Raw genomic sequence first — 13,460 nt, 5'->3', positions numbered from 1 at the left:
TTTATTTTATTGCGTCATACGCTCAAAAAATGCTTGCATTTTTTCCACATCCGTTACATGCTGATTACATTCTTGGCTATCCGCACAAATATAATTACTATGATTTTTGAACGTACCAGCGACTCGTCCTTTTACAGATGTAGTAAATAGATTAACATCGGATAGACGGTTACAAATGGAACATACCCCTTTAATTGTATTGGTAGAGAAAGTCCCCTTAATCGCTTTAAGTTGATCATCTTGTTCAATAATGACATATCTTCGGTGAGTCCCCAGATCATTCCAAGCCAAGTAACAAACCTGCTGGAAATCTATTTCTTCAAGCTTTGGCAACTTTAGCTTTTTTTCCTTTTTAAATAGGCTTTTCACTGCATTTGCAGTGACAGCTTTAAAAGGGACGACGTAAGGTTTTAATTGCTCTAAATAAGCTTCACCTTGTTCACGACTAGTCACATTGGAAACCTGCCTGATTAGCTGTTCTTCTGCCTCAGAAAGCATTAATGTTGCTGTAATATCACCATCAACAATATCACGAACAGCAGAGATGACATCTTTATCTTTCGTTGTTGCAAGTGCTTGTAGAATTTTATGCATTTGCTGCTCGATAAAATGATAGTTTGCGACTGTTAAAAACGGCTGAATTGTTTGTTTTTCCATTTGAAATCACTCCATTGTAGTAGGCTTTATATATAGGTATAGGCCTAAAGAGATCATTCATTATTTATCATCGTTTCCTAGACCTCTTTGACCTGTAAAGGTTGTGGTCTAGAGTAAGCATTACAAAAGAATGCGTCCATTTTGATGCCTCCTTGGAAAGAAAACTATTATTAGTATAGCATCTTTTCGAAATTTGTTGAATAAGAAGAAAGCTTAACTTCATTTGTAATATGATATATAGCTGACATTTACAAATTGAGCGCAAGACAAGGAAATATATTACTCGATTTATAACCCGTTATCATATTGAAATACTTCTTCAGTCTGAATTCCTGCCTTAAGCCTATATACAGCTGTATTAATAGAAAATAAGTCCACTCACACTAGTAATTCAATGATTAAAACAACTGTAATAACTTTTAATTGGATTAACATCGATAATTCAAACTCTCTTTACATTCATAGATTAGGATAGGAGTGTAACAAAATAAAACGAGGAGGTATTCAAAATGAAAAAGTGGAAGAAGCATGCTATTCCATCAATCGCTGTTGTAATGATTGGAACTGCAGCAACTGGTATGACTGTGTCGGCTGATTCGGATGATCGCTATGAGGAATTGCAGGAAGTCAATATAACGGTAGAGGAAAGTAAAGAGATTGCATTAACAAGAGTACCTGGAACGGTAGAAGAAGTTGAATTGGAAGATGAGGATGGCTACCTTTTCTATGAAGTGGAAGTAGATGCAAGAGATGGAAATGAATATGAGATCTTAATTGATGCAGAAACAGGAGATGTAATTGCTGTTGAGAGTGAAGACGAAGATGATCGTGACGATGATGACAACGGCGATGGAGACGACGAAGAAGATGACGATAATGAACATGATGATGATTAAGTTGCAGCGCTAAAAATTAAAGCTTTTCAGAAGTCCTCTATGTGGTAGAGGGCTTCTTGATGTGCCAATACATACATTAAATTTAAAATTTACAAGAAAATAATATTCATAATCTTTTATATTGGTTGAATAATCCCCTGCGTTCATTATAATAATAATGAGAGGCACCAATTCTAGTGCGTACAGTTTGATAGAAGAAAGCCAAATACGAAAAATGGAGGCTGCTATGGGGAGATTAATTCATTTCGAAATTCATGTGGATGATATGGAAAGAGCGAAGAAGTTTTATGGTGAGGTATTCGGATGGACATTTGAAGATTGGAGTGACTATGCTGGGATGCCTTACTTCGGAGCAGTGACTGGCGATGATAATGAACTTGGTATTAATGGAGCTTTGATGCAGCGTCAAAGTGCTTCGCCAGAAATCAACCAGGCTTTGAATGCTTATGCTTGTACAATGGGTGTTGAAGATTATGATTCAACGGATACGAAAATTATTAATAATGGAGGCAAGGTAGCAAGGCCAAAGCATGCCCTTCCCGGTATGGCATGGCAAGGCTACTATCATGATACAGAGGGAAATATATTTGGAATCCATCAACCAGATGAGAATGCCAAGTAGCATCTATTGTAATAACCCTAGTAAGCCTTTTGCTTTGTATGTAATGATACTGGGCAAAAGGCTTTTTTATTTACTGTATTTCTATCGATGTTGATCTACAAGGATCTGATTTCCGTCTGGATCTTCAATGGTGAAATGTGCAGGCCCTTCACTTGCCACGTCGGCTTCGGTTGTCAATTTTATCCCTTTTTCCTTAAGCTGCTTCTGAAGCTCTCGGACGTCTGTAAATGAATCGAGATTTTTTGCATTTTGATCCCAACCAGGATTAAAGGTTAAAATATTCTTCTCAAACATGCCCTGAAAAATTCCGATTACGCAATCTCCATTTTTCATAATAAGCCAATTTTGTGTAATATCCCCACCCAGTGTTTCAAATCCAAGATTCTCGTAAAAGGATTTTGATACATGAATGTCTTTAACCGTTAAACTTACAGAAAATGCGCCTAGCTTCATACTTTTTCCTCCTCTTTTGTTCCTTAAATACATAGACGAAACCTTTTGATAATTTTAGTATAAGTGATTGATTTGAAACAAACAAGATTTACCAAATTACGAGAGAAAACGTACCAGGGGGGATCCTTAAAATCTTTATATGGACGTGTTATACTTCTAATAGCTGATTCTTAAATGAAAGAGTGGGTATCTTGATGACAATTATCAACAAGTTAAATTTAAATAAATACGTAAACATGGCTGTTCTTGGCGAGCCGGACGATTATGCTATTTTTGATGGATACAAAACGACATTGGCTGGAGAACATGATGCGATTTTTGTCTTTGTAGAAACAATTGACGAGATGGTGGAGCATACACGATGTATCATTAAAGAAGAGCAATTACTCGAAAAAGGCTACTTGTTTTTTGCGTATCCGAAAAAGGGAAATAAGCGCTATGAAAGCTTTGTGCATCGGGATGAAATCTTTCCTGCTTTGAAAGTGGACGAAGATGGATATGCGGAAAACAGCGATTTGAAATTTTCTCGGATGGTAAGTATGGATGATGTGTTTACTGTTGTAGGGTTAAAACGAGACAAAAAGAGCACTAAAAAGTCTTCTGCTGCAAGTCAGTGTGTAGCAGATTATAAGGATAATGTGAAAGACATAGAAAGAATTTTAGGAGATTATCCAAATGAACTCCAGTTTTACAAGGGGTTAACCCCGGGTTATCAAAAAGATTGGGCTCGCTATATCTTTTCTGCGAAGCAACAGAAAACACGGGATAAACGCCAAGCGCAAATGGTTGATATCTTATCTCAAGGGTATAAGTCGATTGATTTATTTCGATTGAAAAAGAAGTAGGAATAGGGGACAGTGGATCTGTCCCCGCTGTCCATTTAGCCATTATTCTAATCATCAGCCTCAATTAGAAAGGTTTTTTCATCAAAGCCTCCACGTTTAGCTGCTTTATCAGCCCGGATTTGTTCTAATTCATCAAAAGAAGCTCCGTGTATACCTAGAAGGGAATGGACTAATTCCAAAATATCCGCCAGTTCTTCCAACTCTTCTTCCTTCGTTGAAGCACTCTGATATTCTCCTACTTCCTCACTTAATTTTTTCTTGAGTTCAAGAATATAACGATCATGATTTAGTGTTTCTGTTTTTAGGTCCTTGCCAGCGTTTTTTAAGATTTCAGGGATTCGGTCTCGAACTAGTTTGTTGTATGTTGGCATGTGAGCACTCCTTTGTTAGTTTAATATTTTTACCAGGGGACTTTCCCTTAACACGTCGCTCTGCATACTGGAAATTGATCAATTTCAACTGTACGTTTTGAGGAATTGTAAATCACTGCTAGATTCATTAATTATTGCATTCCCTTTCATTTTAATTACAAAACTTTAGGGTAAATTTAAGATAATTATAGTAGTTTGCCAGTATGGAAAGGGGATAACTAGAGGGAGGGTGTCCATGAACAAGAAATGGGGGCAGGTAAACGGACCCTGCCCCCTTCATATATTACAGCTTGGAACAATCTATACCCAACTGACTCTGCTATAAATTAAATAGATTTGGTAAGAACAGGGAAAGCTGCGGAATAAAGGTTACAAGTAACAATACGATAATGACAGCCACAAAGTATGGAATTAATGTTCCAATCACTTGTTCAATTCTTACGTTCGCTACAGATGCTCCAACAAATAAGGCACTGCCAACAGGTGGTGTCATATTACCAATACAAAGGGCGAAGCATAGAATCATTCCAAAATGAACAGGATCCATTCCGAACGTTTCTGCAACCGGCAAAAAGATAGGAGTAAAGATCAGTACTGCTGGCGTAATATCCATAAAGGTCCCTACTAAAAGCAGAATTAGAATCATAATTAAGAGAATCCCAATTTGATTTTCTGTTATGGATAATAATGCGTTACTAATAGCCTCTGGTAAGCCTAAATACGACATGACAAGTGAGAATAAAGCAGATGACGTAATAAGGAAAAGAATCATCCCCGTTATTTCAATGGTTTCCTTTAGTATAGCTGGGATATCCCTCCATTTCAGCCCCTTATAAATAATTGCTAGTATCGTGGAATAGAGAACGGCAACTGCTGCGCCTTCTGTAGCGGTGAATATTCCGGCAACTATACCACCAATTACAATGACAATTAAAAAGAGACTAGGGATAGCGCTACCAATTATATATAAAATATCTTTAATGCTAGGTAATGTAGAAACAGGGTAATTTTCTTTTTTTGCCATGAAATAGGCAACAATCATAACTGCTATACCCCATAGAATACCTGGGATGTACCCAGCCATAAATAATGCAGCAACTGAAGTTCCGCCACTGACGAGTGAATAAACAATTACGACAGAGCTTGGTGGAATAATCAACCCTGTTGGAGCGGATGCGATATTAACAGCTGCTGAGTATGTCTTCTTGTATCCTTGCTTTTCTTGCATTGGACCCATAATCCGTCCCATTGCCGCTGCGGCTGCCACACTAGAACCAGCGATGGAGCCGAATAGCATATTCCCAACAGCATTCGTATGTGCTAAAGATCCAGGCAACTTACCTACTAATACTTTAGCAAAGTTCACGAGACGAAATGCAATCCCACCGTTATTCATAATAATCCCAGCTAATACAAATAGAGGGATTGCCAGCATTGTAAAGTTATCAATTCCAGTAATCATTCGTTGGGCAGATGTCATTAATGCGACGTCAAAAGGCAGCACAGTGAAAAAAGTGATGACAGAACTTAATATAATCGCAATTGCGATGGGAGCTCCAACTAATAATAAAAGAATAAAACTTATAAAAAGAATCGTACCTGCAATCGCCATCATTATACTCCCACCTCCTGATTCTCCTTGATTTTATTGGTTAACATACCATGGATCGTGTAAAAGATGATAAATAAGCCACTTAATGGTAACGACATGTAAACAAATGCCATTGAAATCCCCGTTGCCGGAGCAGTTTGGGCAATAGTAAGCATGACGACTTTAATTCCACCATAAACCATAAGGATAGATGCAACCAATATAACTAGTGTGTCCGTTATTCTTTCGATAGAGATTTGCGTTTTAGCAGCAAATTTTTCTCTAAAGAAGAGAATAGCAATATGTTTTTTAGCTCCAAATACATAGGAAGCAGCTAATAGTCCAAACCAGATAAGCATAAATCTCGTTATTTCCTCGGTAGCTGGGGAAGGAATGCTGAGTACATACCTTGCTACCACTTGCCAAATCGAAAGCACAACCATGGCAATGATTAACAGAGAGGAGAGGCTTAGTAAGAGCTTGTCGACCCATTTTTTTGCTTTATTCATCTTGTTTCGCCTCCTGTATTAATTGGTAAATTTCCTTTGTCTTTTCGTCCTTAGCAAACTGTTCGTGAAGCGGTTGCACAGCATCGATAAATGGGGTTTTATCCACTTCAATAAAATTAACACCCATTTCATCCTTTGCTATCTCTGTTTGTTCTTCAATGGTTTTTGCCCATACATCTTCATGATATAGCGTGGATTCCTGAGCAGCTTCTTTAATAACCTGTTGATGGTCATCGGATAATTGATTAAATTTAGTTGCATTCATGATAAACATGTCAGGTACAATTTGGTGGCCAGTATACATAAAGTATTTTGCAACCTCACCATGGTTGTTTCCTACTAATGCGGTTTCATTATTTTCAGCTGCATCGATAACACCAGATTGTATAGCGGTATACACTTCACCATAATCCATTGCTGTTGGGATCCCGCCAAAAGCATTAATCATTTGAACGCTCGTTTGACTGGGTTGTACCCGCACTTTCAGACCTCTCATGTCGTTCACATCATGTACTTCTCTATCTTTCGTATAAAGGTGTCTTTGTCCTGCATTATAATAAGTTAACGCGATAAAGCCTATATCTTCTGTTTGGTTATACAATTTATCTGTTACTTTTTCATTATTCATGACTTTTTCATAGGTTTCGTAATCTTCAAAGATATATGGAAGGCTAAAAATCGAATAATCGGATTCAAACCCTTCTAATTGACTTGCGCTCACTTTCGCTAAATCAACCGCACCGGTTTGTGTTAATTCAATTACTTCTCGTTCACTGCCTAATTGCGCATTTGGGTAAATTTTTACCTTTATTTCCTCGCTGGATTTTTCTTCTACAAGTCTCGCAAATTCTGCTAGTGATAAATGGACGGGGTGTTCAAGCGGTAAGTTATGCGCTAGTTTCAGTTCAATAGCTTTAGTTTGATCAGAATCACCTTGACATCCTGCAAGTATAAACAATAGTAATACTGTAAATAACGTAATGACAGATTTCTTCACCATATACCCTCCCTGGATTTTTTCGTGTTGTGTGTTCTAATGAACGGTTTTCTCACGCTTTTTTTGGTTGAAATTACGAAAGCGATAACATTTATAGTTTAGCGCTTACATCTAGTAGGTTAAATTACCCCTGTCGTGATGTTCGCTAATAGTTTGACAACCAAACAAACTATACAACCATGATACTTGTATATTCGAAATAATTCAACCATGTCTCCTCAGGAGATAATAATGAAAATTTATTCCCAACAGGAGATATCTGCGTTCGTCTTTTTAATGGATTGGTTTGACACAAAAAAAGACTTGGATATTCCAAGTCTTTAACTATTCAATCTAATTTTCTTAGGCTGCGCTTTCTTTCTTCCTTCTCTTTTGCTTCACCTGCCCCTTCAAAGAAAAATAACTGCCAATCCGCATGATCTTTTCAAACGGTCCCGTTCTAAAGCACTTCAAGTAAAGCTGGCTGAAAACAATTTGCAAAACGAAAATAACGAACGCTAACAGAATGCCCAGGAAAACTCCCATCTTCGCAAAGAGCCCTAGTCCATATCCATAAAAAATAACTGTACAGATAATACTTTGTGTTAGGTAATTTGTAAGAGATAATTGCCCGACTTTTTCAAAGGAGGACAGGAATTTCCCTGCTTCCTTTGTATAAAGAATCGCAAAGCCGAAAATATAACCAAGCGCTAAGAAGATTGCCCCGATACTGTAAGCACCTTCCGTCCAACTAGGATCATGGATAATATAATGGGAGCTTTTGAGCAATAAACCTGTTATTCCAAACCCCATTGCACCTCGAATATACCATTTTCTCTCCTGTTTTGGATTCGTAAACCAATTGCGCTTTGCGGCGTACATTCCAAGTAACGTAAGTGGCGCAATTAAAAGGGGAGTGAGAACAAGCATTAGCACATAAAAGAATTCCGGTAAATCAAAAGGCAATTCTCCGCTTTGTCGAAATGCGAATGCATCGGCATAACGATCGCTTGAATAAGCCTCCGTTTCCTCCAGGATATAAGATTCCATGAGTTGTATGTCTTTTTCCGTTTGTTCAATCTCACCGAATCCCATGAGAGAGGTTAAGACGAATAGCACAATCGCCCAAACGAGCAAGGTTTTCTTTTTCCGATTTATAAAAAGTAGCATTAAAAAGCCGATCAAACTATACGCCCCCAGGATATCCCCTTCCCAAATGAAAATGGAATGGAACAGTCCAAACGCAAAGAATAGGAGAAACCGTCGTACGAGATGTCTTTTTACTTTTAACTGATTTCTTTCTAGCTTTTCTTTTAGCTTAATCAAGGAATAGCCAAATAAAAACATGAAAATAGGCAGGAAGCTTCCTTCTACAAAAATCTTTGTCCACACATAGGCAACCGTATCGGGTGAAGATAGTTGAAAATGCTCAGGACTATCCTTGCCAAATATCCCATATTGGAAAATCAGCATATTCGCGATCAGAATTCCGAGTAAACTAAAACCTCTTAATCCATCAATTGTACTTATTCTTCGTTTCATGCACGTACTTCCTCTCTGTTCGTTATACATTTAAGGTATCAGTCTTAAATTTCCCGTAATTGAACAGAATCTTAACAATTTATAACGTATTCCTTAATATTGTTCAACTAATCGTAAACTTTCCGTGGTAGAATGTCGTTGAGGTGGAAAATATGGGAAATGAGACACATATTTTAATTGTGGATGATGAAAAAGCCATCGTAAAAATGTTGGAGTTAATGTTAAGAAAAGAAGGATTTGAACATATATATACCGCTTTTACAGGAAAGGAAGCATTATCCTTTGTTGCGGAGCATCCTATTGACATTATTATTTTGGACGTGATGCTTCCAGATGGCAGTGGATTTGATCTCAGTCCGAAAATGAGAGAGCTAACGAGCGCGTATATTCTCTTTCTGACGGCACGAGTTTCTGACTTGGATGTCCTTACCGGTTTTGCAACGGGTGGAGACGACTATGTAACAAAGCCATTTAATCCATTGGAGGTAGCAGCAAGAATCAAGGCGCATCTTAGAAGAACTGAATCTCATCCAAAGGCAGAAAAAAATACAATGCCAACCAAGCGGTATGATTTTGGTCGCTTTGTACTGGATGAACAAGCAGGGGAGCTAATCGTGAATGAAAAAGTTGTGTCCTGCCCGACACAGGTATATTTGCTATTACTTTACCTTTGTAAACATCCGAATCAGGTTTTTTCAAAGTCAGCACTACTCGATGCAGTATGGGGGTTCGACCACTATGTCGATGAAAATACAGTGTCTGTACATATTAGAAGAATCAGAGAGAGAATTGAAGAAAATCCAAGTAAGCCAACCTATTTAACAACGGTTCGAGGATTAGGATACAAGCTAGTGAAGGAACATGTTAGATGAAAAAGCTTAGAAGACGTCTGTTTATGCATTTTTCCATTCAATTTATTTCGATTGCCATTTTAATGGTAATTGTTGTTGCAATTACATTAGTACTTACCATTGGATTGATGACAGAGGATCAAGCTGGACATAATTATTATTATACAATGCTTGAAGAAATTTCCATGCTGGATGCTGGTGAATCATTTCGAGACTTGGAAATGCGTGAGGGGTGGAGTGAAGGGCTTGATGAAGATATTTGGGTGCAGATCATTAATAAACAAGGTGACGTAATTGATGCTGGAAATGTACCGAATGATTTCCCGGATCATTATAGTATGCATGATTTACTGCTCATGAAAGAAAACGAATCCTATAAGGGGTATGAGCTAACCTTTTATTTGGAGACGTTTTATGAGACGGATTATTTATTTGTTTTGGGGCATGAACCGGAATCAGGCATCTCACTGGATGAACTTGTTGAGACATATAACGATAATGGGACGATCGCCAAGCAGGACACTGCTGCAGTAAATGAAAAGTTATTAGAGGTCGAAGGAACCCTTGAGATTTATGGGAGTAATGGGGAACAGAGAATATCGCTTGGGGAAGCAGAACGTGAAGAGGAATTACCGTTAGATGCTTTTAAACGAGGTATATCTCCAGATATGTATTCGACCAAGCAGCAGACATATCGTGATACCGAGACAGGTGATTTATGGGTTCTGTATACACCAAATGTGCATAAAGGAGAAATTAATCTAAAAACGTATCAAGCAACGTTAATCGGTCTGCTTATTACGGCAGCAATTGTACTGCTTATTACAATTGTAATTTCCATTTGGAATGGTTTCAGATATGGGAATCCATTATTGGTTTTTGCAAACTGGCTAGGCAGAATGGGAAATGGCCAATATGATGAGGTTTTAACAGAGCGTGAGAAGAAGCATATTTTTAGGAAAAATGGAAAGATCAAGTGGCGTTACAGGTTGTATCGAGAAGTCTTCTATGCCTTTTATGATATGGCACAAAAGCTTGATGCTTCGAAAAAAGAACGCGAGCAATTGGAAAAGACGAGAGAGGAATGGATGGCAGGCATTTCCCATGACCTGCGTACCCCACTTACGACAATGGAAGGATATGGGAGATTATTAGAAAGTGGAGAATACGAGTGGTCCCAGCAAGAGCTAAAAGATATTGGAAAAACAATCTATGAAAAAAGTGATTATATGGTAAAGCTGATTGAAGACTTTACCCTTAGCTTCCAACTGAAGAATAATGCTGCACTTGTTTCACTCCAAACGGTGGAGATTAATTCGTTTTTGGAGAAGGTAATAAGAAAATTTACCAATGACATCACGTTCCAAGAATATTCCATTTCGTTTAAGCCATTGAAATCGAATCGAGTTGTACAAATGAATGAACGATTGTTTGAGCGAATGATCGATAACTTAATTTATAATGCGATGAAGCATAACCCGCCAGGAACCTCCGTCGTAATTCGCGTAGATGAAACAGCAAATAATCAAGAGCTTAAAATTAGGGTGATTGATAATGGTCTAGGTATGGATGAGGAGACGAAGGAGAATTTATTTAGTCGGTACTATCGTGGAACGAATACAGAAGAGAGTATGGAAGGTACTGGTCTTGGTATGAGCATTGCATTGCAAATTGCAAAGCTGCATCAAGGTTCAATCCTTGTGGAATCTGAAGAAAATACAGGAACTATTGTAACGGTGGTATTTTCCCAGGTAGAAGTACCAGACAAGAGGGCAGTTTCATAGTGAAAAAGAAAGCGAGGGGAGAAGATTGAAGGAGATTGGAAAACATATCATAAAGCGGGTAAGGAAAGGAAATGTTAAAGCGTTTGAAAAGCTTGTTCAGCACTACCAGCAATCGGTTTATAATCTCTGTATCTTGTTGATGGGCAACGAGGAGAAAGCGGAAGAGATTGCCAATGAGACATTTCTGTACGTTTATGCTCACATGGATGATTATTTTACTGAGGATAAAAAATTTTCAATATGGTTATATCAATCAATGGTTTGTCTAACACAAGAACAATTTATGGAAGGCTTTAGTACGGGCGAAGTGAATTCTGCTAAAGGTATTCTCCCCTTGCTGCAGCACGTTCCTTTTAACAAACGGGTGGCTGTCATTCTAGAGACTTGGTATCACTTATCTGACCAGGAGATTAGTGAAGTTCTCCATACTACTAAATCCGAAGTGCGTACCTCTATTTATCAGGCGAGAGAGAAGCTGAGCGAAGCATTAAAGAGTATGGATTCTACTGAAAAAGAGAACGTATTATTTCGTATTGGGTAGAGATTGTTGAAGTTAAAGTGTGAAGTTTCCGAGAAAAAGGCTCGTAACCCTAGCTAGATGAAGGTTACGGCCTTTTGTACGTTTTGCCTGTTAAATAAATTGAATTCCTTAAATAAAGTAAAACCCAAATCCCATAATCACATACGCTGCAAGTAAGGCAAGTCCATCAAACCAATTGGAATCCCCGTCATTGGATAACGTAATCATTAATAACACAGCTGTCACCATACTGATTAATTCCGGCCATGTGAAAACGAGTGGCATGGGCGTCGGAAAGAACAGGGATAGCAAAACAAGAATCGGCAAAACAAACATGGCGACTTGGAGGGTGGAGCCAACGGCAATTTCGACCGCAACATCCATTTTATTTTTATACGCCATGATAATTGCTGAGGCATGCTCTGCAGCATTTCCAACAATCGCAACAATAATAATCCCAATAAATAATTCGGACCAGCCAAATGTCGCTCCGACGATATCAAATGTGGACACTAAATGTTCCGAAACATAAGCAACGGCAACTGTTGCAAGTGCCAGAATTACGATTGCTTTTGTTTTCCCCCATTCTGGTTCTTCCTCATGAACGACTTCACTTTGTGTTTCATCTGCTTGGTAAACCCCGCGGTGGGTGACAAATTTAAATAACAATGCCGCCAAATAGAGGACGATTAAAATAATGGAAATCCCAACACTTAAAACCATTGTGTCTTTCTCATTCATCGTATGTGTAAACACCTCAGGAATTACAAAGGCGACAATGACTGCAAAGATTAACAGCCCTGCATTATGACGTGCTTCGTAGATATTAAAGGATTGCCGTTTATATTTCAGACCACCAACAAAGAAAGATAGCCCACCGACAAGCAGTAAGTTACCTAATACAGAGCCTGTTAACGAAGCGAGCACAATTCCAATAAGCCCGGCTTTTAATGCGAAAATAGAAATAATAAGTTCAACTGCATTTCCAAAGGTTGCATTTAGCAGACCACCAGCTCTTGGCCCTAAAACAATTGCCAGGCTCTCGGTGGCACGGCCGATAAAGCCAGCTAAGGCAACAATTGTCAAACAATAAATGATAAACATCATGATGGCAGACCAATGAAAGATCGAGCCAATGATAGAAAGTGGTATTCCAAGGACAACGAAAATCGCAAATAATTTATTTATGTTGAAGACCTCCGTTTCTTTATTTAGATAATTATAGATTACCCGTATTTATTGGAATTTATTTCTGAAAAGGTTTTAGGGAAAACGGAGATAGTGTGTGGTTTTGAATGATAATGAATAAGGGGGATAAGGAGGATGATATTTATAGCAAGAAGAAGAGAGAACCCAAATGGATTTTAATACCTTAGCTTAGGACTAGTGACAGTGTTTGACCTGTTTTTACGCTATAGGGAATCTGATATATTACAGCTTTTACAATATCAACCATCGGGCTTTCTTGGTAAAATACTGGCACTATCTACAAAGAATAAATATCCTCTAGAATTGATCTGACTGTAGCGAGCTCAAGTCTAGCGCTTGTTGAATCTTCTTCCAGAACTGCAGCGATTAGAATGTTGATGCTTATATGCAGTTCCTCATACTCACCTTCATCACCTAGCAGCTGTATTTTCCATCTATTTTTTTTGTACATCTTTTTTAACTCATCTGTTTGGACCGCAATCTTGTCCCAATTTGATTGGTCTATTTCCTGTTCAATCTGATCAATGTGGTTAAAGAAATAATCTCCTCCGACTTGATTGGTGCAGCCAGCTAGCAGAATAGCTAAAAATGCTAATAGGATTTTTATCTTTTTCATACCTAATTGCCCCTCCGT

15 protein-coding genes are annotated in these 13,460 nt (G+C 38.2%); 6 read left to right on the top strand and 9 right to left on the bottom strand.

The window, feature by feature from the left end:
* Positions 1 to 6: 6 nt before the first annotated feature.
* Positions 7 to 657: a FusB/FusC family EF-G-binding protein gene (locus MHH64_RS01705; RefSeq protein ID WP_095310276.1), complete on the bottom strand. Its 651-nt coding sequence runs from the start codon at positions 655 to 657 to the stop codon at positions 7 to 9.
* Positions 658 to 1,166: 509 nt separating this feature from the next.
* Between MHH64_RS01705 and MHH64_RS01700 the strand changes: the two genes are divergently transcribed.
* Together MHH64_RS01700 and MHH64_RS01695 are read left to right on the top strand one after the other, a co-directional pair.
* On the top strand, positions 1,167 to 1,553 hold the full coding sequence (locus MHH64_RS01700; protein ID WP_118888278.1) for a PepSY domain-containing protein: 387 nt from the start codon (positions 1,167 to 1,169) through the stop codon (positions 1,551 to 1,553).
* A 226-nt stretch (positions 1,554 to 1,779) separates the two neighbouring features.
* Complete coding sequence (locus tag MHH64_RS01695) at positions 1,780 to 2,175, top strand: VOC family protein (protein WP_095310280.1); 396 nt, start codon at positions 1,780 to 1,782, stop codon at positions 2,173 to 2,175.
* Positions 2,176 to 2,256: 81 nt separating this feature from the next.
* On the opposite strand, the gene MHH64_RS01690 is transcribed toward MHH64_RS01695, so the two are convergent.
* Positions 2,257 to 2,628, bottom strand: coding sequence for a VOC family protein (locus MHH64_RS01690; RefSeq protein ID WP_340002557.1), 372 nt, complete (start codon positions 2,626 to 2,628; stop codon positions 2,257 to 2,259).
* 194 nt (positions 2,629 to 2,822) lie between these two features.
* Here MHH64_RS01690 and MHH64_RS01685 point away from each other — a divergent pair, with 194 nt between their 5' ends.
* A complete protein-coding gene (locus MHH64_RS01685; protein WP_340002556.1) occupies positions 2,823 to 3,473 on the top strand; it encodes a YdeI/OmpD-associated family protein in 651 nt (216 codons plus the stop codon).
* A 47-nt stretch (positions 3,474 to 3,520) separates the two neighbouring features.
* On the opposite strand, the gene MHH64_RS01680 is transcribed toward MHH64_RS01685, so the two are convergent.
* From MHH64_RS01680 to MHH64_RS01660, 5 genes are all read right to left on the bottom strand, one after another.
* Complete coding sequence (locus tag MHH64_RS01680) at positions 3,521 to 3,844, bottom strand: nucleoside triphosphate pyrophosphohydrolase (protein WP_095310284.1); 324 nt, start codon at positions 3,842 to 3,844, stop codon at positions 3,521 to 3,523.
* 319 nt (positions 3,845 to 4,163) lie between these two features.
* On the bottom strand, positions 4,164 to 5,459 hold the full coding sequence (locus tag MHH64_RS01675; RefSeq protein WP_118888281.1) for a TRAP transporter large permease: 1,296 nt from the start codon (positions 5,457 to 5,459) through the stop codon (positions 4,164 to 4,166).
* Entirely contained in the window at positions 5,459 to 5,944 is a 486-nt protein-coding gene (locus MHH64_RS01670) for a TRAP transporter small permease (protein ID WP_118888282.1), read from the bottom strand. The genes MHH64_RS01675 and MHH64_RS01670 overlap by 1 nt, the downstream gene beginning before the upstream one ends.
* On the bottom strand, positions 5,937 to 6,941 hold the full coding sequence (locus MHH64_RS01665; protein ID WP_187393119.1) for a TRAP transporter substrate-binding protein: 1,005 nt from the start codon (positions 6,939 to 6,941) through the stop codon (positions 5,937 to 5,939). Before MHH64_RS01665 ends, MHH64_RS01670 begins: the two co-directional genes overlap by 8 nt.
* A 342-nt stretch (positions 6,942 to 7,283) precedes the next feature.
* On the bottom strand, positions 7,284 to 8,462 hold the full coding sequence (locus tag MHH64_RS01660; RefSeq protein ID WP_118888283.1) for a DUF418 domain-containing protein: 1,179 nt from the start codon (positions 8,460 to 8,462) through the stop codon (positions 7,284 to 7,286).
* 152 nt (positions 8,463 to 8,614) lie between these two features.
* Here MHH64_RS01660 and MHH64_RS01655 point away from each other — a divergent pair, with 152 nt between their 5' ends.
* Genes MHH64_RS01655 through MHH64_RS01645 form a run of 3 tightly spaced genes read left to right on the top strand, consistent with a single transcriptional unit; the run spans position 8,615 to position 11,638 of the window.
* Positions 8,615 to 9,334, top strand: coding sequence for a response regulator transcription factor (locus tag MHH64_RS01655; protein ID WP_118888284.1), 720 nt, complete (start codon positions 8,615 to 8,617; stop codon positions 9,332 to 9,334).
* A complete protein-coding gene (locus tag MHH64_RS01650) occupies positions 9,331 to 11,097 on the top strand; it encodes a HAMP domain-containing sensor histidine kinase (protein WP_118888285.1) in 1,767 nt (588 codons plus the stop codon). Before MHH64_RS01655 ends, MHH64_RS01650 begins: the two co-directional genes overlap by 4 nt.
* Positions 11,098 to 11,122: 25 nt before the next feature.
* Positions 11,123 to 11,638 carry a sigma factor gene (locus MHH64_RS01645; RefSeq protein ID WP_095310298.1) on the top strand — a complete coding sequence of 172 codons (516 nt, stop codon included), beginning with the start codon at positions 11,123 to 11,125 and terminating at the stop codon, positions 11,636 to 11,638.
* 108 nt (positions 11,639 to 11,746) lie between these two features.
* Here MHH64_RS01645 and cax read toward each other — a convergent pair whose 3' ends face one another.
* Both cax and MHH64_RS01635 read right to left on the bottom strand, forming a co-directional pair.
* Complete coding sequence (cax, locus tag MHH64_RS01640) at positions 11,747 to 12,844, bottom strand: calcium/proton exchanger (protein ID WP_118888286.1); 1,098 nt, start codon at positions 12,842 to 12,844, stop codon at positions 11,747 to 11,749.
* A gap of 259 nt (positions 12,845 to 13,103) precedes the next feature.
* Positions 13,104 to 13,442: a DUF4363 family protein gene (locus MHH64_RS01635; RefSeq protein ID WP_158586181.1), complete on the bottom strand. Its 339-nt coding sequence runs from the start codon at positions 13,440 to 13,442 to the stop codon at positions 13,104 to 13,106.
* Between the last annotated feature and the right edge of the window lie 18 nt (positions 13,443 to 13,460).

Source organism: Oceanobacillus sp. FSL K6-0127 (assembly GCF_037983385.1).
GTDB lineage: Bacteria > Bacillota > Bacilli > Bacillales > Amphibacillaceae > Oceanobacillus > Oceanobacillus profundus.
This window is presented reverse-complemented; position numbering and strand designations above follow the sequence as displayed.